The 23559-nt window shown below is 54.8% G+C and carries 20 protein-coding genes and 1 pseudogene; 11 read left to right on the plus strand and 10 right to left on the minus strand.

The window, feature by feature from the left end:
- The 6 genes from AB8B76_RS04710 to AB8B76_RS04735 all read right to left on the minus strand — a co-directional run.
- Positions 1–466: PhnD/SsuA/transferrin family substrate-binding protein (locus AB8B76_RS04710; protein WP_405270767.1), on the minus strand; the 466-nt coding region annotated here is incomplete at its 3' end.
- The gene (locus AB8B76_RS04715; RefSeq protein ID WP_405270769.1) at positions 463–1407 is read right to left on the minus strand and encodes an ABC transporter substrate-binding protein; all 945 of its coding nucleotides are present in this window, start codon (positions 1405–1407) and stop codon (positions 463–465) included. The genes AB8B76_RS04710 and AB8B76_RS04715, both read right to left, overlap by 4 nt.
- 106 nt (positions 1408–1513) lie before the next feature.
- Positions 1514–3367 carry a ferrous iron transporter B gene (locus AB8B76_RS04720; RefSeq protein ID WP_405270771.1) on the minus strand — a complete coding sequence of 618 codons (1854 nt, stop codon included), beginning with the start codon at positions 3365–3367 and terminating at the stop codon, positions 1514–1516.
- Positions 3360–3605 carry a ferrous iron transport protein A gene (locus AB8B76_RS04725; RefSeq protein WP_405270772.1) on the minus strand — a complete coding sequence of 82 codons (246 nt, stop codon included), beginning with the start codon at positions 3603–3605 and terminating at the stop codon, positions 3360–3362. The genes AB8B76_RS04720 and AB8B76_RS04725 overlap by 8 nt, the downstream gene beginning before the upstream one ends.
- A 1-nt stretch (position 3606) precedes the next feature.
- Complete coding sequence (locus AB8B76_RS04730) at positions 3607–5370, minus strand: ABCB family ABC transporter ATP-binding protein/permease (RefSeq protein WP_405270874.1); 1764 nt, start codon at positions 5368–5370, stop codon at positions 3607–3609.
- Between the two features lie 32 nt (positions 5371–5402).
- Positions 5403–6677, minus strand: coding sequence for a TMEM143 family protein (locus tag AB8B76_RS04735; RefSeq protein ID WP_405270774.1), 1275 nt, complete (start codon positions 6675–6677; stop codon positions 5403–5405).
- A gap of 109 nt (positions 6678–6786) precedes the next feature.
- Between AB8B76_RS04735 and AB8B76_RS04740 the strand changes: the two are divergent.
- From AB8B76_RS04740 to AB8B76_RS04750, 3 genes and pseudogenes are all read left to right on the plus strand, one after another.
- Positions 6787–7221, plus strand: a pseudogene (locus tag AB8B76_RS04740) (YeeE/YedE family protein); the annotation flags it as partial.
- Complete coding sequence (locus AB8B76_RS04745) at positions 7218–7640, plus strand: DUF6691 family protein (protein ID WP_405270776.1); 423 nt, start codon at positions 7218–7220, stop codon at positions 7638–7640. The pseudogene AB8B76_RS04740 and the gene AB8B76_RS04745, both read left to right, overlap by 4 nt.
- 55 nt (positions 7641–7695) lie before the next feature.
- Positions 7696–8613, plus strand: coding sequence for a threonine dehydratase (locus AB8B76_RS04750; protein ID WP_405270778.1), 918 nt, complete (start codon positions 7696–7698; stop codon positions 8611–8613).
- Positions 8614–8728: 115 nt separating this feature from the next.
- On the opposite strand, the gene AB8B76_RS04755 is transcribed toward AB8B76_RS04750, so the two are convergent.
- Positions 8729–9160: a TerB family tellurite resistance protein gene (locus AB8B76_RS04755; RefSeq protein WP_405270780.1), complete on the minus strand. Its 432-nt coding sequence runs from the start codon at positions 9158–9160 to the stop codon at positions 8729–8731.
- A 261-nt stretch (positions 9161–9421) separates the two neighbouring features.
- Here AB8B76_RS04755 and AB8B76_RS04760 point away from each other — a divergent pair, with 261 nt between their 5' ends.
- Positions 9422–10519 carry an efflux RND transporter periplasmic adaptor subunit gene (locus AB8B76_RS04760; RefSeq protein ID WP_405270781.1) on the plus strand — a complete coding sequence of 366 codons (1098 nt, stop codon included), beginning with the start codon at positions 9422–9424 and terminating at the stop codon, positions 10517–10519.
- Positions 10516–13710, plus strand: a complete 3195-nt coding sequence (locus tag AB8B76_RS04765) for an efflux RND transporter permease subunit (protein WP_405270783.1) — start codon at positions 10516–10518, stop codon at positions 13708–13710. The genes AB8B76_RS04760 and AB8B76_RS04765 overlap by 4 nt, the downstream gene beginning before the upstream one ends.
- Before the next feature lie 27 nt (positions 13711–13737).
- Here the strand turns inward: AB8B76_RS04765 and AB8B76_RS04770 are convergent, their stop codons facing one another.
- A complete protein-coding gene (locus AB8B76_RS04770) occupies positions 13738–15024 on the minus strand; it encodes an amidohydrolase (RefSeq protein ID WP_405270784.1) in 1287 nt (428 codons plus the stop codon).
- A 136-nt stretch (positions 15025–15160) separates the two neighbouring features.
- Between AB8B76_RS04770 and msbA the strand changes: the two genes are divergently transcribed.
- From msbA to AB8B76_RS04785, 3 genes are read left to right on the plus strand one after another with little or no spacing between them, the layout of a single operon-like run.
- Positions 15161–16990, plus strand: coding sequence for a lipid A export permease/ATP-binding protein MsbA (msbA, locus tag AB8B76_RS04775; RefSeq protein WP_405270785.1), 1830 nt, complete (start codon positions 15161–15163; stop codon positions 16988–16990).
- Positions 16987–18099, plus strand: coding sequence for a glycosyltransferase family 4 protein (locus AB8B76_RS04780; RefSeq protein ID WP_405270786.1), 1113 nt, complete (start codon positions 16987–16989; stop codon positions 18097–18099). Before msbA ends, AB8B76_RS04780 begins: the two co-directional genes overlap by 4 nt.
- A 51-nt stretch (positions 18100–18150) precedes the next feature.
- Complete coding sequence (locus AB8B76_RS04785; protein ID WP_405270788.1) at positions 18151–18912, plus strand: creatininase family protein; 762 nt, start codon at positions 18151–18153, stop codon at positions 18910–18912.
- On the opposite strand, the gene metC is transcribed toward AB8B76_RS04785, so the two are convergent.
- Entirely contained in the window at positions 18909–20114 is a 1206-nt protein-coding gene (metC, locus tag AB8B76_RS04790; RefSeq protein WP_405270790.1) for a cystathionine beta-lyase, read from the minus strand. The genes AB8B76_RS04785 and metC overlap by 4 nt on opposite strands.
- Positions 20115–20239: 125 nt before the next feature.
- Between metC and AB8B76_RS04795 the strand changes: the two genes are divergently transcribed.
- The gene (locus AB8B76_RS04795) at positions 20240–21187 is read left to right on the plus strand and encodes a glutathione S-transferase family protein (protein WP_405270791.1); all 948 of its coding nucleotides are present in this window, start codon (positions 20240–20242) and stop codon (positions 21185–21187) included.
- Positions 21184–21600 (plus strand): DUF1330 domain-containing protein, encoded by a 417-nt coding sequence (locus AB8B76_RS04800; RefSeq protein WP_405270793.1) that lies wholly within the window; start codon positions 21184–21186, stop codon positions 21598–21600. Before AB8B76_RS04795 ends, AB8B76_RS04800 begins: the two co-directional genes overlap by 4 nt.
- A gap of 18 nt (positions 21601–21618) precedes the next feature.
- Here AB8B76_RS04800 and AB8B76_RS04805 read toward each other — a convergent pair whose 3' ends face one another.
- Positions 21619–22368 (minus strand): copper resistance protein NlpE N-terminal domain-containing protein, encoded by a 750-nt coding sequence (locus AB8B76_RS04805; RefSeq protein WP_405270795.1) that lies wholly within the window; start codon positions 22366–22368, stop codon positions 21619–21621.
- Between the two features lie 150 nt (positions 22369–22518).
- Here AB8B76_RS04805 and tdh point away from each other — a divergent pair, with 150 nt between their 5' ends.
- Complete coding sequence (tdh, locus tag AB8B76_RS04810; protein WP_405270797.1) at positions 22519–23544, plus strand: L-threonine 3-dehydrogenase; 1026 nt, start codon at positions 22519–22521, stop codon at positions 23542–23544.
- The last annotated feature ends 15 nt before the right edge of the window (positions 23545–23559 follow it).

A 23559-nucleotide genomic window follows, 5' to 3' on the forward strand; every position in this document is an offset into this window, starting at 1 on the left:
TGCGGAAGTCACCAATCGCAACAGTCTTGCCGCGAAGATCCAAAAGTGACTTGAGATCTTCACGCTGGGAGGACACTAGTATCGTGCCGCCCAGGCTCCCGATATTTCCCGCTTCAGACGAACGATACATAGTCGCAAAAGCAGAAGTCATTCGGTCCGAGGCACGAAGACGAAGATAGTGATAGGGATCAGAAACTACGATCGCACTCTTCCCCCCTCGGGCCAGCGCATCCAACTCGTCAATCGACAACACTTCAAGGGTGAATTGAACATCTGCAAACTGCTCATTTAGACCTTCGAGCCAAGGGCGCATTTGGCGGGCGACTGCCTCTTGAGTGTCGAATTGGAGCACGGCAATAGTCACTTGCTCGTTGCCCTGGGAATAGCTGTTATGGGTAGCCGAGCTCGCCAGCACAAAAAACAGCACGGTGGAGAGCAATCCCTTGGCCATGGACCAAGGACTCATTGAACGGCCCTGGGCAAGTATTGCGAATCTATCAATCTTGGCAAACCCGCATCAGACGGCGAAACCATCTTCTCTGCGAGCATCCGGCGCGCGGTTTCTTCTATCGCGCCATCCGGTGCTAACAAAGCTCTTACACCCTGTAAGCGCGGAAGACGTATTTTTGTCAGAGTCGCTTTCACCTCCGCCGCACTTGAACCTTGATACTCAGCGTAGCGATACACGGCATCATCAGCGTTTCGGTCAAGGTGACTTAGCGCCTTAAAATGGGCCGCAATAACTTGCGACAGAACCTCTTGACGATTGATTAGGCTCGGACGATTAACCACGAGCACATCAAAAATCGTGTTGGAAGCCTCACTACTATCAAAGACCCTTGTAGCACCCAACGCGGAGATGTCATCGGCCAGCGGCGGATAAGCAACGACGGCATCGACCACACCCTGCTCAAAGGCCGCCAGGAGATCACTACCGGATAGATCAACAACCTCGATGTCCTCCATGTTTAGGTCTTCGGCATCTAAGGCCATACGCAGTAAGAATTCACTCACGCTACCTAACTCGACGGCAACGCGGGCTCCCCTAAGATCACGGACACTTTTTAGAGGCGCCTTGGCGAGCACGACATCCGCGCCGGCGGACTCATCCATCACAAGGACAATGGCGATTTTCGGCAGCTCAGTACGCAAGCGAAGGGCTTCATCAAGAGTCAGCGCGGCGACTTGGACTTCTCCGGAGCGTAGCGCCTCCATGGACTCCCCCCCAGATGCAGTACGACGGAGCACCGCTCCCTCGGGGAGCCAATTAAACTCGTCAGCCAGGCTCAAAGTTTCATAGCCAACCCATGGAGCGAAAGCGATATGAAGCTCCACCCTGGGCTGACAGCCAGTGAGCATGAACGCCGGTAAGAACACCAGCAAAAACGCGACCAAGGAGACGCGCATGGCTGTCACTGGGTTGTATGAAGCACGATCAAACATTAGCCGAGCGAGTCCGCGCGATTATCCTGTTATTCGGAGACTCAGCATTCTAGCAAGGGCGCTGCGGATGTCATCCACCAAGTAGGCTGACTAACTGATAAGCCAACAACGCCAGAACATACGCCATACCGCTATAGGCCAGAAACATCCTGATGGCCAGGCGATTGGACGCAGCCTCTTTGCTGAGCACCGCCATGGTAGAAACACACATCAGTGCCACGGCGAAGAACACCAACAAGGACACCCCTGAAGCTATGCCCAAATCGCTGTTCTGAATCTGCGCAACAAGAGGGACCATGTTTTCTTCCGCGCCCTCGATGCCGAATATCACGCCCAGCGTGCCAACGAACACTTCCCGTGCGAGGAAAGAACTCATCACCGCAACTCCGTAACGCCAGTCCAATCCAAGAGGTGCGAACACGGGCTCTACAAAACGACCAATCTGCCCAAGCCACGAGGCCCCCAGGTCAGCACCGTAATTTGGAAAATAACCAAGGAACCAAATCACGAAAGTCACCGCGACAATGATGCCTCCAGCCTTGGTAATAAAATGCTGACAACGTCGCCAGGACTTCCTTAGCAAAGGGACCAGCGTCGGTAACCGGTATGCCGGCATTTCGAGGACGAAGGGCAAGTCAGTTTCCTCCGAGTTACTAAAGCGCGACACCATCGCTGTCACCAAGAGTCCGCAGAGCATCCCAAAAAAATACACCAGAAACATCGCCAAGCCCTGATAGCCCACCAATCCTCCGAGGGCCGTGGTACTGGGAATAAATGCAGCGATCAAAAGCGTGTATACCGGCAGACGTGCAGAACATGGCATGAGAGGAATCGCCATGTAGGTCAAAAAACGACGCCTGGGTGAATCAATAGAACGTGCTGCATAGATTCCGGGTATAGCGCAGGCAACACCCGACAACATAGGAATAAAACTTTTACCCGTCAGCCCGAAGAAACGTAGGGGGCGGTGACAAATCAGCGCTGCTCGAGCCATGTAGCCCGAGTCTTCCAACAAACCGATGACAAAGGTGAGCACAAAGATTTGCGGCACGAAAACCAAAAACGCACCCAGACCGGAGAACAGAGCATCTGCCGTAAAATCTTTCAATAGCGGCGTGTCGATCATTGGAACCACTCGATCTGATATCCAAACGAGTCCTTGCTCCACCGCGTCCATTGCGGGCGTTGACCAGGTGAAAATCGACTGGAACAACAGATACATGATGGCGAAAAACGCGATACCGCCAAAACCTGTATGCAGAAAAAAAGCGTCTAATCGGTTTTGGGTGCGCAGAAGAATGTCACCTTTCGGCCCGTAGCTTCGAGCGAGCTGGTGGGCATTGCCGCGCAGCAGAATATCTGGCTCCTGATGATCGCTTGGGCAGACCGGATTCGATAACTGCTCTGTAACCGTGGCATCAAGACGCTCCAGCCCCTGGCCGGTGCGAGCGGAAATACCCAGCACCGGGGCCCCCATATCACGGCCCAGCGCCTCCAAATCTATATTGATGCGGTGGTTCTCCAGCACATCAATCATGTTCGCAAGCACAAGCACAGGCTTTCCAGCTCGGCCGCACTCCCGGATAACCTGAAGGGCGAAGTACAGACTCTTCTCGAGTCGGGTAACGTCAATGACGCAGAGCACTACTCCTAATTCCCTGTCCTTGAGAGCCAGTTCAAATTGTTCAACCGCTACTCGCTCTTCCCCGGAAATCGCTTGTAAGGAATAGGTGCCCGGGTAGTCATAAAGCGTGACTCCCGGATGTCCGGAAAGCTTTCCGCTGGCTATCTCCACCGTGATACCCGGAAAGTTGGCAACGCGATGCTGCAAGCCCGTCAGACGATTAAAGAGCAGCGTCTTTCCGCAATTGGGGCTACCGATAAGGAGGGCTTTGTGCGGTTCCTTGCGGGTATTATCAGTCATTAGTTTTAGGCCGTATGCGGACGTGGCTTGCAACTTCGTCATCCAGGGAGAACACAGTATTGGCAACGCGATAAACCTTTGGAGCACCCAGAGCAGGTGCCTGAAGACAGCTCACCATCTCCCCAGGGTGAAAACCCAGCTCCATTAACCGAATCCGGTATTCATCCTGGAGCGTTTCGTCGAAGCCATCGATCGCTCCAGACTGGCCCTTGATCAATGTCCAAAGAGTTACGGTCACACTAGTCCTGTTCGCTGCGGCGCTGCTGAGCCTGCCAAAGTTGCGAATAATACCCGTTCTCAAGAAGCAGGTCATGGTGTTTCCCCTGCTCGACAACTTTTCCACTGTGTAAAACCACAATTCGGTCAGCGTCTATGACGGTAGAGAGTCTATGAGCAATGACTAACGTCGTGTGTTGCTGCGCCATGGAAGAAAAAGCATCCAATACAGCCTGCTCCGAGCGGCTGTCCAAGCTCGACGTCGCCTCATCAAAAACCAGGATAGGAGCATCTTTAATTGCAGCGCGGGCAATACCCACCCGCTGTCTCTCTCCGCCGGAAAGCTTCAAGCCCCGCTCCCCCACTACAGTGTCTAGCCCCTTGGGAAGGCGCGCGACGAAGCCCTCCAGGTGTGCCGTCGCTATAGCTTTGAATAAATCATCGTCACCCGCCTCGGGATTGCCATAGCGTATGTTTTCTCGCAGCGTGTCATTAAACAGTACGCAGTCCTGAGGCACGATGGCAATTTGCCGTCGCACGGATCGCTGGCTTAGATCTCGAAGGTCCTGACCATCGATAGTTACCGCTCCAGAGTGGGGATCATAAAAACGAAACAAAAGCTTCACCAACGTTGACTTACCGGCACCACTGGCGCCAACCACTGCGACTTTCTCTCCGCCCTTGATCGAGAAACTCACGTCCTTAAGGATAGGTCTTGAATCTTCATAAGAAAAACTCACCGCATTGAAGCTTAAGTTCGAAGCATTAACCTCCAAGTCCTTGGCATCGCTCTTGTCTGACACCTTGGGCTGCCGATCCAGAAGGGCAAAGAGACGTTCAATGTTCGCAAGAGAACTTTTTATCTCTCGGTATACGAACCCCAGAAAACCCAGGGGCATAAACAGCTGCAACATAAATTGATTGACCAGCACAAAGTCGCCCAGGCTCATGTCGCCGCCTTGTACCTGCCAGGCCGCCAAGGCGAGCATAGACGTTTGGGAGAAAGCAATGATCAGTGCCTGCCCCCCATTGAGTGCAAAGAGTGACAGCCGGTTTTTTCGGCGAGCCACTTCCCAGGTAGCAAGAGATTCGTCGTAACGCTCCGCTTCGAACTCTTCGTTAGTGAAGTACTTCACCGTTTCGTAATTGAGCAAGCTATCCACAGAACGAGTGTTACTGCTCGAGTCCGCTTCATTGACCTCCCGAACAAAACGAGTCCGCCACGCGGTGGCACGAAAGGAATACAGACCATAGAGAGTGACAGAAGTGAGAACGATTACCGCGTAGGGCCACCCATAGCTGAGCAGCAAAATGCCCGTAACCATGGCGATCTCAAAAAGCGTCGGCGCAATATTGAAGATAAAGAAACGCAGCAAAAAGCTGATTCCAGAGGTGCCTCGCTCGATGTCTCGTGCAAGACCTCCGGTGCGCCTATTCAAATGAAAGTCCAGATCAAGGCTGTGGACGTGGCGAAAGACCTGAATGCCAATACGACGCATCGCTCTTTCTGTAACGCGACCAAAGAGCGTATCCCTCAACTCTCCAAACAGCGTGTTGGCCAAGCGCGCAGCACCGTAGGCAAGCACCAGGAGGAGCAAAAGCATCAGACTGGTTGCTTCGGCGCCTGCATCAAGGCCGTCTACCAGTGCCTTGAGCAGAAACGGGATCAGTAAGAGACCGCCTTTGGCGGCTATCAGGCATAACAAAGCAAGCAAGACGCGAGGACGGTTTTCTTTTAGCACGGGCGCCAGGCGGCGATAAATCAGGCCCAGCAAACCTGGCTGCAGGGGCTCAGTCGACCCCGTGTTGTCGAACCCTTTCACAGTGAGTCGGAGTCAATAGTAGGCTCGGAATCAATCGCGCTCCACAGGCCCTCATCCTCCCTCGCCAGCCCGAGTGAAACGAGCTTTTGCAGGGCATCAGCTATCTCAAAGTCGAGGTGAGCCTGCCAACGTTTCGCGAACCATTCTTCGATAACTGCATCGAGGTGTTCAGCGGTGACAGGCCTGCTTTCGGCAAGTAAAAAATACAAAGCTACAAAGGCCTCTTTGCACTCAGAGTCCTCTGCATCGTCCAGTACTCGTAAGAGAACGCCTCCATTGTTATCGAGCAATTTGAAGTAGAGGTCCCGGGTAAGCGCTTGGCGAAAGCGGTTCTTACGGTTTCGATAACTGGACCACTGCTTCCAAAGGTACGCCCCAAGAGCTCCAAAGCCCGCACCGATCAGCAGCAGGCCCCGTTTGTCCAAAACCACGGGGTCGCTGTGAAACCCCAGCCAAAAACCGCCCAAGGCTCCCAACAGAACCAGTGGCGCTCCGAGCTTAGTGGTCGCTACTATCGCCCCACTGGCCAGTGCAGGCACACCAATAAGGAGCCGATCGCTCCAGCGCATGGCGACGCGAGTATTGGGAAACAACATCTCCAAATCCGCATCAGGAACATTCTGAAACAACTTAATCATCACTCGGCCGGGAGTGAACTCCCTATCCGTCTTCACTCCCCGGTCGGCAAAGCGTAAAAACAGTACGACGCGGTCGTAGTTAAGAAACTTCGCCTTGCGCTTTATCAAGCCGAAGAACAAACGAACAGTCTCCGTGCGTTCGTTGCTGCCGCGGCAGTACAAAAGCACATTATCAAAATCCTTGAGATCGACGCGGAGCCGTATTTGAAAAAGCGAAGAACTGCGAAACGCCTTCTTTAACTGCTCATCGGTGAGCACTTCGTAATTTGCTCGATTGAGTAAAACCTCCAAACGACTCGCGAGCGAATCGGTCGTATCCTCTCCCGAGGGCGCGACCTTTGGAAACTGTCGTGTGTCCGCATCCGGGTCAAGGCTTGCGTAACACTCTTTGAGTTCCTGGCGGATTACGTGGAACTCATCGCGAAACGCGTTCTCGATGGACTTTGCGGCGGTTTCAAAGCGTTGTCTTGTAGATTCACCGAGACGCTCTTCAGCGCGAAGCATCTGCAAAACATCATTGCGCCGGAAAGGAATAAAGCGCAAACCCGCCAGCGGAGCCACCACAAGGGCGTCAGAAGTTACTTCGTCGACCTCGTCTTCGTCTTTCCTGTCGTCTAACGAGGCTGCAACCACCCGGATACTCCTTTGCCTGTCGGCGCGTTGAATTGTTTCAAATCCTTTTACAGCTTGTCATTCCAAGGTCTCACGATCAAGATAGCGCCCGCGCTTTCAACAGGACTTAAAGAGCAGCATGAACACAGAACTGTGGATGGCCGTAATCGGCGGCTTATGTATAGGCACATCGGCAGTGGTGCTTCTGTCCCTTGCCGGAAGAATCGCCGGTGTAAGTGGCATTCTTTGGGGGGCACTCACAGAACAGGCAACGCATCTATGGCGCTGGCTTTTTCTACTGGGGCTCGTAGGCGGCGGCGTCGCAGCACACAAACTATTGGAAATCCCTTTACCCTCGCCTCAGAACTTACCCACATCCTGGGCTGTGGTCGGAGGACTATTGGTGGGATTGGGAACAAGGTGGGGCAAAGGCTGTACCAGCGGCCACGGCGTCTGCGGCATTGGCCTTGTCGCTCCACGCTCTACTGCCGCTACCATAACGTTTATGGGGAGTGGCATTATCACGGTCTACGTCGCTCGCCACGTCCTTGGCGTTGGCTTATGAGACCTCTGGCCGGCCTTCTCAGTGGGTTGATCTTTGGCTTTGGACTTGTGCTTTCCGGCATGACCGACCGGGATAAAGTCCTGGGGTTTCTCGATGTCTTTGGAAATTGGCAGCCCGCGTTATTGCTGGTGATGGGTTCCGCGGTGATGGTCACCCTCGTTGGTTTTTCACTTGTGCGGCGTCAACAAAGACCGCTGTTTGCCCCCAGTTTTCACTTTCCTGTGAAACGTGCGATCGATGGCAGGCTTCTCGGAGGTGCCGCCCTCTTTGGCATCGGATGGGGCATCTACGGGTTCTGCCCCGGGCCCGCCGTTACAGCGTTGTTTTATGGAGACGCAGGCACCTACTACTTCTTTGCCGCAATGATAGCCGGGATGTGGATAGCCAATCGCGTAGAGTCGAGAAAGAAAAATGTCTGACACCCCCCCGTCCCTGGCATCTTTAAGAGCAGCGGCAAACTGAGTCTACGCAGCGATGCCGGCCACTCCACAGTACGCCTGGCCGATGCTAGCTGCTGAGCTTGGAGCTGAGCTTTGGGTAAAGCATGAGAACCACACGCCTGCCGGGGCATTTAAAGTGCGAGGGGGCATCACTTTCATTGATTGGTTACGTGAAAATCACCCGGAGTGTCGTGGTATCGCCACCGCAACCCGGGGTAATCATGGCCAAAGTCAGGCTCGTGCTGCCGCCGCTGCCGGGCTCAAAGCGACGATTGTAGTTCCCCGGGGCAACGCACGAGAAAAAAACGATGCCATGCGCAGCTTTGGTGCGAAGCTGATCGAGCACGGTAAGGACTTTGATGAATCCCGAGAAGAGGCTAAGCGTTTGGCTGCGCTGGAGGATCTTTATCTGGTTCCCCCATTCCACCACGCGTTGGTATCGGGTGTCGCAAGCTACGCCCTGGAGCTATTTTCGGCCGTACCTGACATCAAGCGAGTCTACGTACCCATTGGCTGCGGCTCGGGCATCTGCGCGGTCATCGCAGCGAGGGATGCTATGGGCTTGGACACTGAAGTGATTGGCGTTGTTTCTACGGAAGCAACGGCGGCGCAACAGGCTTTTCTTAGCGGCAAAGCCGAGACTACCGCGTCTGCGCGTACTTTTGCCGACGGCGTTGCCGTTCGCTCCGTAGTCCCAGAGGCCCTGGCGATTTACAGAGAAGGAGCACAGCGCGTAATAGCGGTTAGTGATGATGAGATCGCCCACGCTATGCGCCTGTACTTCCGCTGCACACACAATGTCAGCGAAGGGGCTGGCGCGGCACCGCTAGCCGCGGCCGTTCAGGAGAGGGACATCAACGCGGGCCAAAGGATCGCCGTCATTCTTTGCGGGGGTAACGTCGATACCGAGGTGTTTCAGGAGGTACTCTGCGGTCGTACGCCCCAAGTTTGAGCCGCTTGAGGGCACTTAGTGCTTGGCGCGATTTGGAAAGAACAAGGAAATGCTTCGATCAAAGATCGGTAATGCCCGGCAAACCTAGGCATTACCTTATCGGGACGGGGGTGCTTTAGGCGACAATTAATCCTGCAGCGTCAGCAGCAGACAAACCCAGCGCCGAAACAACCATATTAAAGAACTCTGCCTCGCGTGATGAAATATTGTCGTCAGCGTGCATCACCGCTACCAGACCACGCAGAATCGCTCTCCGCTGATCCATGTTCAGCTTGGGCGCCGCGTTCATCAAGCACTTGGGCAGTGGTGTGGACTCATAGATTTTCGATAGCGCGGCGGTTCTCACCTCACTGTCTGAGAGATCTTCGCCAAGCTCTTCTTTGATAACCGCCTGAACCGTAGCGATTTCTGCCGGGTGCGTGTACGCATCGGCATCCGTTGCGCGAGACAGAACCAGCACAAACAGCTCCCTGAAAAGATCAGAATCCGCCGTCTGCGGAGCTTCACCAAAAAGCTGTCTTACTTTGTTGAATTCTACCAGTGCCATATACCCTATCTCCCTGTTCAAGGCTGATCGACGCACGATCATACTGACTTTTCCACAGTGAGAATACCGTCCGCCGGCCATTCTTGCCAGAACTAGCCCCTAATCCGCCCAGCACCCTACTTCCAATATTGAGTTAAGCACCCTTCGACAAACCCAAAAGCCAGCAAACTGCGTACTTTGTCTGTGAATATTTTGCCCTTGCCCGTCCCGGGAAACCCCGGGCAGGCGGTATAATGAGCCAACGACTTTGCGAAAACCATCATGAAAAAGAATCTCATAATCGCCACGCTTATCGGCGTTGGCTTGCTCCTGTGGCTTGCGTCTGGATTGTTCAACGCCGGACCCGAACCCACATTGGACACGAAAACGGTGGCTCTGGCTGATCAGGAGCAAGATTTGCCTCGTGTTCGTGTACGCCAGTTCAATGCTGAACAGCGCACCCTGACACGGATTTTGCGTGGTAAAACTGCCAGCAAGCGTATAGCCAAGGTCAGTGCCGAGACGACGGGGCGTGTAGTAGCTCGTCCGGTGGAGCGCGGCGATCGTGTTGAGGAAGGCGCGTTGCTATGCGAACTGGCGGTAGACGATCGTCGAGCTTCGGTTCTGGAGGCGGAATCGGCGCTATCCCAAGCGGAGATAGAGTATCGCGGCGCTTTGGAGCTACAGGACAAGAATCTACTCTCAAAGATCCGCATCGCACAAGTAGCGGCTGAGCTCGAATCAGCCCGCGCAGGCCTTGCCCGCCAAAAGCTCAACCTCCAACGTACTCGCATTGTTGCGCCCTTTGCTGGAGTGATTGAAACACTACACATGGATGTCGGGGATCTCGCTGCTGTCGGGGCACCTTGTGCGACGCTGATTGACCTGGACCCCCTGCTGATCTCAGCCAATGTGTCCGAAAGAGATATCAACTATTTAAGTCTTGGCGGCTCGGTCACCGCACGCACCAGCACCAATGAAAAGCTCACTGGGAAAGTCACTTTCGTGGGCAGTGTTTCTGACGAAATCACACGCACTTACCCTGTCGAAATCACAGTGCCCAACAGCGATTACCGCTTAAGAGCTGGCCTCACGACCGTAGCCAGTGTCGAGACAGAAACGGTCTTGGCGCACCGTGTGTCGCCCGCGTTGTTTACTCTGAACGATGCCGGCCTAATTGGCCTGAGGGCCGTAGACCGCGATAGCCGGGTGGTATTCCATCCGGTAACTATCGTAGAAGATGCCGCCGATGGCGCCTGGGTGACGGGACTTCCAGGCGTAGTGCGTCTAATTACTGTGGGTCATGAGTTTGTCTCCAAAGGCCAAGAGGTTGATACCCTGGATGACAGCCTTTCACCCGCCACGGCCAGCCTGCTATGAGCAGCTATATAGACAAGGCGATCAACCGATCGCGTAGCACGCTCATGCTGATGGGCGTGCTGGTCCTGGCAGGCTTGATTTCACGATCAGCCTTACCCATAGCTAACGATCCACACATCGTATTGCCCTACTTCTATATCGGGATTCCTCATGAGGGGATTGCCCCCGAGGACTCCGAGCGCTTACTTATCCAACCCATGGAGATCGAGCTGCGCAAGATTGAGGGGATAAAGGAGATTAGCGCGACTGCTTCAGAAGGTTATGCCACGCTGTTTGTAGAGTTCGAGCCCAGTGTCGACCTTAACGTCGCGCTTTCGGATGTGCGAGAGGCTGTGAACAGAGGGAAATCTGAAATACCCTCCACCGCCGAAGAGCCGATTGTCCGCGAACTCGACGTAGATGATTTCCCGCTAATCCAGATTAATCTGCTTAGTCGGGGCGCGAGCGAGCGACAGATTTACGAAACGGCGCTAAGCCTGCGAGACGACATTGAATCAATCCCGTCAGTACTGAGTGCCGATATTCGTGGTGATCGCGAGGAAGTCCTCGAGGTTATCATCGATCCCCAGGCCCTGGAGGCATATCAGATCTCCAGCGAGGCGCTGGTTAACATCCTTCAACGAAACAACCGACTGATTCCCGCGGGGAGTGTCGATACAGGCCAGGGCAGGTTCTCTGTCAAAGTACCTTCCGTTGTAGAGTCCGCCAGTGACATTATGGGCCTACCCGTACAGGTCAGTGGTGACTCAGTGGTGACACTCTCTGACGTCGCCAGCATACGCCGCACTTTCAAGGATCGGGCCAGTCACGCGCGCTTCAACGGTGTTGAAACGATGACGATCGAGGTCAAAAAACGCGTTGATGCTAACGTGATTGACACCTCAGAAGCAGTGTTGAAAATCGTGGAAGAGGCCACGGTGGGGCTGCCCTCGACAATCGCCGTCGTCCCCTCACAAAACACAGCCGAGTTTGCGCAGGTCCAAGTGACCGAACTGCAGGGCAATATTATGACTGCACTCGCATTAGTCATGGTTATCGTAGTCGCTGCAATGGGCTTTCGAAGCGGTGTGATCGTTGGCCTGGGAATCCCTTTCTCGCTTTTATTCTCGATCATCATCATTTATCAGTTGGGCTACACCTTCAATTTCATGGTGATGTTCGGCATGTTATTGGGGCTCGGAATGCTCATTGATGGCGCTATCGTCGTCACCGAGTATGCCGATCGTAAAATGAGCGAAGGCGTTGAACATAAAGAAGCCTACTCCGAGGCTGTAAAACGTATGTTCTGGCCAGTGACTGCGTCCACGGCAACCACGCTCGCCGCGTTCCTCCCGCTGATCTTTTGGCCCGGCATCGCTGGCCAGTTTATGCGCTACCTACCCGTTACGGTGTTCACAGTGCTAAGCGGCTCTCTCGTGTACGCACTGCTATTCGGTCCGGTACTGGGTTCAATTTTCGGCAAACCTACAGTGCACAGCGCCGCAGCGCAGGCGACAATGGAAGAGCTCGATCATGGAGACCCCACGCATCTGAACACCATCACGGGGGCCTATGCTCGAATGATGGCATGGATCACCGGCCACCCACTCACCACGGTGGGCACCATTTTCTCCTTACTTTTTTGCGTTTTCTGGGCCTACGGGAAGTACGGCGCAGGCATGGTGTTCTTCAACGATTCCGATCCTCAGTTTATCTCCATGTCCGTTAGCGGCCGCGGCAACTTCTCTGAGAGCGACGTCAACAAACTGGTTCTTGAGGTCGAACATCAGGTGTTACAGGTGCCCGATATTCGATCGGTGAATACCCGCACGATCCTGCCCGGAGGCAACTCAGGGGGCGGCGGCATGGGCGGCGGTGCCGTCAACGATCGCATTGGCAGCATCTTTCTGGAGCTGGTTCCCGAGTGGGATCGAGACAGAGATGGCTTCGCCGTCATGCGTGAATTGCGTGAGCGGACCGGCGACTTTGCGGGAATTAAAGTAGAAGTTAACGCCATGGAGCAAGGTCCTCCGGTAGGCAAACCGATTCAGATCGAGCTCCGATCCAGACACCGTGACCTCCTCGAACCGGCCATGCTGCGTATTCATAACTATCTCGATACGCTCCCAGAGCTTATCGATATAGACGATACCCGCGCCCTGCCTTCGATCGAATGGCGTATGCAGGTTGATAGAGCGCAAGCCGCTCTGTATGGAGCTGACGTGCTCTCGGCGGGAGTCGCTCTTCAATTAGTTACAAACGGGGTGAAAGTAGCGGAGTATCGGCCGGATGGCGCTGACGACGCGGTAGATATCCGGGCCCGTTTCCCAATTCAGGATCGCGGTATTCGCGCTATGGATGATTTGCGGATCAGCACCGAGCAAGGGCAGATACCCCTGAGTAATTTCGTACGAATTCAGCCCGCGCCAGGTGTGGATACATTTCAGCGTATTGACACTTTCCCAGTAGAGCGTATCCGCGCCAACGTCGTTCAGGGCGTACTCGCGGACACCATGGTGGGGCAAATCCAAGAGTGGCTGGATACTCAAGATTTCGACCCGCGGCTGAATATTGAGTTTCGCGGCGCCAACGAGGAGCAGGCCGATTCTATGGCGTTTGTTCAGGGTGCCTTTTTGCTCTCACTTCTTTTAATGTTCGTGTTATTGGTCACCCAGTTCAACAGCTTTTACCAAAGCGGACTCATTCTTCTCGCCGTCATTATGTCCACTGCCGGCGTGCTGCTAGGGCTCATCGTCACCGGCAATCCCTTCAGCGCGATACTCACAGGAGTGGGGGTCGTCGCACTGGCCGGTATTGTCGTGAACAACAATATCGTACTGATCGACACGTATAATGTTGTGCGGGCAGAAAGTCCCGAACTGAGTGTGCAAGATGCCATCGTGCGCGCCGCAGCCCAGCGACTCCGACCCGTTATGCTCACGACGGTAACAACGGTCTTCGGGCTCCTGCCGCTGGCATGCGATTTATCTATCGATATCGTTAACCGCAGTGTCACAGCCGGGGGGCAGATGGCGACGTTCTGGGGCCCGCTGTCTCAGGCCATTGTGTTTGGTCTGTCCTTCGCAACAGTGCTGACGCTGATAGCGACGCCGGCTTTGCTGGCCTTGCCTACGGACTTACGAAACCGCTGGGCCGCACGAAAAAACAAAAAGCCTGTGACCCTGGAGCCGCAAAAGCCAGCAACTGCCTAAGCCCTTGTGCGGCACAGTACTAAGGCCTCAGGGTTTCGCCAACAGGTCCAGGGCCATCGCGGTGACGGCCCGACGGCCTGTCTCTAAAGTTGGGACCGGGTCCGGTGCAAAGAACGCTGAATGCAGCGAAGGCAGGCGTGCCTCTCCGCGACCTGCCGCCTCCCACAGTGGCTCAGGCACAGTGCCTACGCGAATCATGAAAGAGGGTATTTTCGCGTCGGTACGTCCATAGCGGGAGAAGTCCTCACCCCCCATTTCTTTGGGGATCTCAGCCAGCGCATCGTCACCCAGCTCTGCACGCATTGCGGCAACGCCCCGGGCAACCAATTCTGGATCGTTCCAAAGCGCCGGAGTGTATTCGTTTAAGACCTTAACCTCTGGCAGTCGGTCGTCGGGAAAACCCAAGGCTTCTGCCTGCTTTACGGTTATGCGCTCTATCCCCGACAGAAGCGTCTCTCGCACCTCATCTGAGTAAGAACGCACGGTTAACTGGAGCGTCGCTTTATCGGAGATAATGTTGTGCTTGGTGCCGGCATGGATCGAGCCCACAGTGACCACGCCGGGCTCCGCTGGATGAATGGATCGTGATACCAGCGTTTGCAAATCCATAATTACGGCAGCAGCGAGAACAACAGGGTCCTTTGCCGTATGGGGATAGGCTCCATGCCCCCCTACTCCATGGAGCGTGATATCCACGCTGTCTACATTGGCCATCATCCAGCCAGAAATATATCCGATCTTACCCGCGGGCAGAGTCGCAATAGTGTGCACCGACAGATTGTAATCAGGCTGAGGGAATCGCTCAAAAAGGCCGTCCTTAAGCATGTCTCGAGCACCCGCACCGCGCTCTTCCGCCGGTTGCATAATCACCATGAGCGTTCCCTGCCACTCATCTCTTCTGTTCACCAGTTCCAGTGCTGCTGCTGTCACTACGGTCATATGCACATCGTGGCCGCAGGCATGCATAACGGAAACATCCTGACCATTCATCTCTTTTGCACGCACGGTACTGGCGTAAGAGAGCCCTGTATCCTCCTCAACAGGAAGTCCATCCATGTCGGCGCGGACCATAAGGGTAGGCCCCTCCCCGTTCTGCATCATGGCAACCAATCCATGTCCCCCGACACCACTGGTCACGGTAAAACCTGCTTCTCCCAGCGTTTTAGCCAGCGTTGCGGCTGTTTGCTCTTCCTGAAAAGAAAGCTCGGGGTTTTCATGCAGATACTTGTAGTAGGCGAGCTCGTCAAAGGCCCATAGCTGGGGTGCGATGGCGCACATTGCGACGAGTGAGCTTACCTGGACAAATCGGAGCATGGTGATTCCTCAAAAGACGATATGGCGAGTCTAGCAAAGTCTGGGGCAGCAGATGCCCGACTCCCAAGCATCCCGTACAATGTCCTCACGTTTCGCCTAGTTAAGACACTTGAATAAAGACGCTCAACAGCCCGACATGCCGACACAGGACAATGTCTTGCAAGCCAACGGGGGCTTGCAAACCTACGGGCGCTTGCTGCGTTACGTACGCCCACTCTGGCCAGCATTCTTGGTCAGTATGTTTGGCTTCGTACTGTACGCGGCGACCCAGTCGGCTTTTGCCGGATTAATGCAATATCTGCCCGCCGCTTTTGACGGCAGTCCTCTTGGCAACACAGGCATACTGAATTCCAGCACGCTTAGCAGCTGGGAGCAGCGATTTGGCCTAAACCAAGCTGAGAACGTGCGTCTATTCCTACCGCTGGCACTCGTCGCCATTGTTACCGTGCGAGGCATCGGCTCATACCTGGGTAGCTATTACATTACCTACGTGGCACGACATGTGGTCAATCAGCTGCGCCTAGACGTCTTCGCTCACATTAACAATTTACCGGCGGCCTATCTGGCCCAGCGCAATTCAGCTGAGCTTATTTCTCTGATTACTTTCAATATTGAGCAAGTTGCCGCCGCGGCATCAACTGCCATCAAGGTGATTGTCCGCGAAGGGCTGACGGTAATCGCTCTACTGAGCTACATCTTTTATCTCAATTGGAAGCTTTCACTGCTGTTTGTCGTACTAGCGCCGATCATCGGCGGCATCATCAGCGTCGCCTCTACTCAGTTTAAAAAGTACAGCCGTCGGATACAGGATTCCATGGGCGGTATTACCCGTGTTGCTGCCGAAGCTATTCGAGGCTTTCCGGTGGTTAGAGGTTACGGTGGCACCGCCTCGGAGAATTCACGCTTTGAAGAACGCAGTCGCTATGCCCTGAGTCAGGACCTAAAACTGGCGCGAGTGAACGAGATCAGCACGCCGATTATCCAGTGGCTCACCTACACAGCGCTTGCAGGTCTCTTCTGGTTTGGTTTGGATCCAGCGCTACGTGGAAGCATGGATGCAGGCCAGTTTCTTGCCTACATAACTGCCGCTAGTCTCGTAGCAAAACCCCTTCGCCAGCTCACTCAGGTTAACGCTCGAATCCAGCGCGGTATTGCCGCCGCCGAGAGCGTGTTCGAAGTCCTCGATCAGAGTACAGAAAGCACCACGGGAAGCCCCCTGAAAGAGCCTTCTCAAGGTGCTTACACTCTATGTGATCTGCATTTTCGTTATCCTGGTACGGCGGAAGACACTCTTCATGGTATTTCTCTAGACATCACGTCTGGCGAAACACTGGCTCTTGTAGGGCGCTCCGGATCTGGTAAAACCACCTTGGTTAATCTGCTCGCCGCACAATACCCCCCACCTGCAGACTCCCTGCTTCTGGACGGGGTACCCATGGAGTCGCTCCTCCTTTCAGAGCTTAGACGCCAGATAGCCTTCGTCAGTCAACATACAACCCTTTTTGCGGCGAGCGTGCGTGAAAACATTGCCTATGGCGACCTGGCAGGAGCCAGTGACGAGGCCATTAAAGAAGCTCTTTCTCAAGCTAACGCCTTGGACTTTGTAAGTCGTCTCCCGGCAGGTCTGGACACAATACTGCGAGAAGAAGGCGATGATTTCTCCGGAGGTCAGCGCCAGCGGCTGGCACTGGCTCGGGCATTTCTGAAAAACGCGCCCATCTTGATTCTGGACGAGGCTACCTCAGCACAGGATGCTGAGAGTGAAGGACTGATTCAGCAAGCCCTGCAGCGTATCCTCGCGGGGCGAACAGCCATCATCATTGCCCACAGACTTTCTACCATAGAGCAGGTTGATCGCATTGCAGTGATGGATCAGGGCCGCGTCGTTGAATTGGGCACGCACGAAGAATTACTCGCCAACCAGGGTCTTTACGCCCAACTTCACCAGCAGCAGTTGCAAGCATGAAGGTATTGCAGGTTCTCCCCGCTTTAGACACCGGGGGTGTAGAACGGGGTACTTTGGATATTGCCAAAGCACTTGTCCAGGCGGGACACGATTCCAGCGTGCTCTCTGGTGGCGGCCGTCTTGTAACCCGGCTCGAAAAACAAGGCTCTAAACATATTCAATGGGCGCTGGGGAAAAAATCGCCACTTACGCTTCGCCATGTTCGTCCTCTGCGTCGTTGGCTTGCGTCCCAGCAGTTTGACGTTCTTCATCTTCGATCACGAATGCCCGGCTGGGTTTGCTGGTTAGCATGGCGCGGTATGGATCCAGCAACCCGTCCGCGCTTGGTGACCACGGTGCATGGCATGCACTCGGTCAGTCGGTACAGCGGGATTGTGACCTGCGGTGAGCGGGTGATTGTGGTCTCTGAATCCATCAGAGACTACGTACTACAAAACTATCCGAGTTGCGCCGCAGAGAAACTCCGGCTGATCTATCGCGGCATTAATCCTTTGGAGTTTCCCAGAGGACATCAGGCCACCGAGAAATGGCTGTCCGACTGGTATCGTGAATTTCCACAGCTGCTGGATCAACGAGTGGTCACCATGGCTGGCCGTCTCACCCGTCTTAAGGGCCATCACGACTTCATGGACGTGATTGCGCGACTTCGCGACTCAGGGCATCCGGTGCACGGCCTGATCGTGGGTGGTGAAGACCCAAAGCGTATTGCCTATGCCCGGGAACTCTACGCAGCAGTGGAACAACGAGGATTGGCCGCGCACATTAGCTTCGCAGGGCATCGCGGCGACCTTAGAGATATTTACTCAGTTTCGGATATCGTATTGTCACTCTCCACGCAACCCGAATCCTTTGGACGAACCGTTCTCGAACCTCTCAGCGAAGGGCGTCCCGTCGTGGGCTACGCTCATGGCGGTGTAGCAGAGATACTCGCAGCCCTGTATCCCCGGGGAGCAGTGGCCGTTCGTGATACGACTGCAGCGGCAGAGCAGATAACAGCCATCCTTGCGGGCCAGGTCGCGCCTCCCCGCCGCAATGATCAGTTTCTTCTGGATATAATGGCTAAAGACACCTTGGCCGTTTACGAGGAACTAACGGCTTCAAACAGATAGGCAAAATTGCACATCGGTGCTTTGCCCCATCATTCAACTAAGGAGCCGGACATGCTCATGGCACTTTCTACCTGGTGCGACGTGGAAGCCTATCTTAAGCGCAGCCGCAGCATCATCTTGCCCATCGGATCTATGGAGCAACACGGCCCCACCGGACTCATCGGCACCGATGCCATCTGCCCTACGGTGATCGCAGAGGCGGCCGCTTCGGACAATCCTGACATTCTTGTGGGACCGACCTTCAGTGTTGGCTGTGCCCAACATCATCTGGGGTTCCCGGGAAGTATGACCCTTCGCCCCAGCACTATGATCGCGGCCATCGTCGACTGGAGCTCATCACTCCGGCGCCATGGCTTCGAGCGGATCTACTGGATTAATGGCCATGGGGGCAACATTGCGACGATCGCCGCAGCATTTGCCGAAGTCTACGCCGAGCGCAGTTTTGCAGGAGCCGACTCCAGCATACCCGCTCTGACCATGAAGCAGCGCAACTGGTGGGAACTACCCGATGTTATGAGCACTTGCCGGCGCTTGCATCCAAAACATGAAGGCTCCCACGCCACAGCGTCGGAAGTTGCGGTGACTTATGCAGCGTACCCGGAACAGGTTCGTAATATAGAGCTCACTCCGAAGGTAGCTCCCAGCGGTGGCTTCACCGATGCCGACGACTATCGTCGACGCTTTGCCGACGGACGTATTGGATCTGACCCGACCCAAGCGACAGTCGCTGCGGGAGAAGAAATTATTGCGGTCGCCGCAAAAGCACTTCGCGAGGACTTCCTCGCTTTCGCAAACCGAACTGACCAGGCTTAACGCTCAAGCCTGTCCATTGCAGCAAAGCCCCTAGCCAAATCCGCAATAAGATCGTCCGGGTGCTCAAGCCCTATGTGCAAGCGAATCAACACCTCGTCGTCGGCCAAGGCCACGCTAGGTAGATTCCGCGTAGCCTGCATTGGCAGGCAGAGACTCTCAAACCCGCCCCAGGAAAAGCCCACGCCAAACAACTCAAGAGCATCGATAAAAGCGGCAAGCGCTGCCTCATCTTCTCGCCGCACGATCGTACCAAAGAGCCCGTTAGCCCCCTGAAAATCACGCTCGAAAATTTCGTGTCCGGGGCAGGACTCCCACGCCGGATGGAGGAGCCGAGTCACCCGGGGCTGGGTTTCTAACCAATTGGCAACCGTTCGTGCCCCCCGATCATGAGCCTCTAATCTAATCGCCAGTGTGCGCATGCCCCGTAGCGCCAAGCTGGCGTCATCGGGAGCCAGGTGCATTCCGTGTGCCAGAGTGTGATGGTGTAACTGGGTATACAGTTCGGGACTCCGAGTTGTGGTCACCCCAAATAGGCAGTCCGCATGCCCATTGAGATATTTGGTGCCTGATTGCATGGAAAGATCCACGTCAAAATCCAAGGGATCAAACAACAAAGGAGTTGCCCATGTGTTATCGATCGCGGTGAGCAGACCGTGTTTTTTTGCGACGGCAACGATCGCGGGAACATCCTGAATCTCAAAGGTGGCAGACCCTGGAGACTCCATGAAAATCATCCGCGTACTGTCTTCTACGAGTGATTCCAGATCGTCGCTCATCAAAGGGTCATAAAACGTCGTTCTGACGCCCCGGCGCGCAAGGCTGCCCACACAGAACTTTCGCGTAGGTCCATAGACGCTGTCGACCATAAGCAGGTGATCGCCCGGTGATAAAAAGCAGTTGAGAATACTGGCCATCGAGGCTGTACCCGACGTTGAGAGCACCGCTCCGACGCTACCATCCAGTTCACAGACTGCGTCTTCCAGAGCACGCGTGGTGGGCGTCCCCATACGTCCGTAGTACATGTGCTCCCGATCCAGAGGCGCGGCCTCCCGGGCCTTAAACTCCGCATAGTCCTGAAACAACACGGTCGAGGCATGGAACACCGGACTGGTTACCACACGCGGATCCGGACGCCCCGCATGCACGATCCGTGTGCTCAGGTGTCGGGTGTACGAATTCTCTATTGGGGACTTTTTACTCACGCTCGCGCTCATTTATTGCGGACAACATGCCAAGAGGCTAGCACCGTGGCGAGTACACGGCCAGTAGCACTAGACGAAGAATCATCGGTCTGCGAGAGTAACGTTTTCTTCCAAGGATCTTTCGCATGAGCGACCTCATCCTGCATCAGTATGCGGACTCCCCATTCTCCGAAAAAGTGCGCGCCATCCTGGGTTATGCCGCGCTGCCTTACAGGAGTGTCGATATCCCCGCGATCATGCCCAAGCCCGACCTCATCGCGCTAACCGGCGGATATCGCAGAACACCGGTGATGCAGCTGGGCGCTGATATCTACTGCGACACCGCGCTAATCGCTGAGATCATTGATACCCATAGCGCCCAATCCGAACTGTTCTCAGGGTCGGGGCTTGCCCAAACGATCGCAGCTGCACGCTGGACCGACAGTGAGTTCTTTCGTGTATGCGTCGGTTTGGTTTTTCAGCCGGCGGCCATTGCAGCGAATCCACGTTTTCAGGATCCTGGAGCTGCAGAGGCGTTTGTAAAAGACCGTGCGGCATTTACCAGCGGTAGTCCCGGCCTCGCTGTTCCTTTGTCTCGGGCTGAAGCTGTGTTTAAAGAGCATATGCGAGCAATGGAGCGGAGCCTGGCGGGCATGCCCTATCTTGGCGGTGATACGCCAAGCATTCTTGATTTTTCCACTTGGCACCTCTGCTGGTTTGTTCACCGACAGGAAGTACTTCGACATTATTTTGAAGGCTACCCCGCTGTTGACGCGTGGTTAGAGAAAATGACTGCCTTCAGTGATGGGAAGCTCGTGACCACTATCAGTAGCGATGAGGCAATCACTATCGCCAGAGATACAGAGCCTGCGCCTATTGAGCACGCTAGCGTAGATCCTTTGTTGGACGCCGGTGCAGGCGCGCGAGTGCAGGTCTTGCCCACGGACTATGGATTTCAAGCGGTTGTCGGCTCGCTGGTAGCAGCGGATGACAAACACATTGTCATAGCCCGGGAGGATGACCGCGCTGGCCGCGTAAACGTACACTTCCCACGCTATGGATTTGAAGTTTCACTGGCTGGAGACGAAGCATGAAACACATAGACCCCTCCCGAGAGCAATTTAATGCCTTCAAGGCGCTTCCACGAGATACGCCGATCATGATGCTCAATCTGATTCGTCTCAATGAGACGGCGACGTACCCTGACGGTGAAACTTGCAGCGGCGCCGAGGCCTATCGGCGCTACGGCGAACACAGTGGTCCGATCTTTAGAGAGCTTGGTGGCGAGATCATGTGGCGCGGACACCAAGAATGCATGCTCACTGGGCCCACAGACAAACACTGGGACATCGCATTCGTTGCCCGCTACCCCAATGCAGGGGCATTTTTGGCTATGGTGACCAATCCGGATTACCAGGCCATTGTTATCCACAGAACCGTCGCCGTGGACGATAGTCGCCTAATTCGCTTTGGTGAAGATCACTCTGGTGAGGGCTTTGCTGGCTAGAGGGATTCCGACCACTAGTCAGGGGGCGGCTTTCTCTCTGTAGGAACATGCCTTTTCGACATCGGCCGAGAAGCCCTCTATCAGAACAGACTGTGGAGGCCCCTCCCCCTCCATAGCCTGCTCATTCAGTATTTGGGCATCGATACGGATAGTCCAAGGCTTCCCTGCTCCAAGCTTCTGAGCGAGGTATCCACGCTCAAGCTCCAAGAAGTTCTCGCCCATAATCACCGGATAGCGAAAGCCCGATGCACAATCTGTAAAACTGGCAGCGTCTGCAAAGTAACGAAACTCTCCCCTCAGGGAGATCGCAAACTCGCTGGTATCAAACACAGCCTGTCGCCTTAACCCATAATTTAATTCTGACTCTATCGACTCCCCGGTACGATCGAGCAGACGCAATTCATCTGCACCAACAACCGACAAGAACACCCTGTCATGACCTGATGCGAGCAAAACGAGACGTTGCTGCGCAGCCTCATAGCGCCACTGCCCTATCCTGCCATTCACTGCATTGCGATCAAGGTACTCCTGCCGCAAGTGGAAACGTCCGTCCGGCCACATATCCAGCTGCCACAACACGCCAGGGCAACTCGCACAGGGCAGCTGTCCCTCATAGCTGGTTGCAACCTCAAGTTTAAAAGGCATGCCTCTCGTGGCACCGACCGTGCAACCCATCAACAGCAGCAGGCTCAGCAACATCGGTCTTAGGAACTTAACGCGTATTCGCTGCGGACGGCCCCTGAACAATCGGGCGGAAAATTGATGCATAAAAGAGTCCCAAATTAAGAGAGGCCTATGATCAGTCGAGACGATAGGGGGCGCAAGATGACGGTTTTTTGCGAAATTGTGTGGTTCAGGCTTGCCATACTTCATCATCAAGTACAAAATAAAGGAATTATTCTCTTATATTGGAAAGTCATGCGCGCCCTAGTGAAACGAGAAGCGACTCAAGGCCTCTGGCTGGAGGACGTCCCCCCGCCGAAACCGGGCATCAATGATGTGCTGATCAAGGTACGCCGTACTGCGATCTGCGGCACCGACATGCACATCTATAACTGGGACGATTGGGCGAAACGTACCATTCCTGTCCCCATGGTTGTGGGTCACGAGTTTGTGGGAGAAATTGTCGACGTCGGCAGCAACGTCAACGACTTCAAAGCGGGACAAATTGTTTCTGGTGAAGGTCATGTCGTCTGCGGACGCTGTCGTAACTGCATGGCGGGCCGTCGTCACCTGTGTAACGACAACAGCGGCATCGGTGTCGACCGTCCCGGCGCATTTGCGGAGTACCTCAGCCTGCCCATGTCCAATGTGTGGGAGCACGCCCCCGGTATCGACCTGGATGTTGCTTCCCTCTTTGATCCTCTGGGCAACGCGGTACACACCGCGCTGCAATTCGACCTCTTGGGTGAAGACGTGCTGATAACCGGTGCTGGACCGATTGGCTCCATGGCCGCAGCAGTCTGTCGTCATGCGGGCGCCCGGCACGTTGTGATTACTGATGTCATCGATGAGCGTCTCGCACTTGCCGCAAACCTGGGTGCTACGCGAACGGTAAACGTGGCGAAGGAATCTCTCGCGGATGTGCAACAGGAACTGGGGATGCGTGAGGGCTTTGATGTGGGACTTGAGATGTCCGGCAATCCTCAGGCACTCAATGATCAGATTACCCACCTATGCCACGGAGGCAAAATTGCCATGCTTGGCATCCCCGCGGAAAATACCGCGATCGACTGGAGTCGGGTGATTTTCAACATGCTCACGCTAAAAGGCATCTATGGCCGCGAAATGTATGAGACCTGGTACAAAATGTCCGTAATGATCCAGACCGGCCTGGATATCAGCGGCGTCATTACCCATCGTATGCCTTTCTCGGATTTCGACGCGGGTTTTAAGGCGATGAACGATGGCAGCGCGAGTAAAGTTGTTCTCAATTGGGATTAATGAACCAACAAGCGG

This window comes from Congregibacter sp. (assembly GCF_045107095.1).
GTDB lineage: Bacteria > Pseudomonadota > Gammaproteobacteria > Pseudomonadales > Halieaceae > Congregibacter.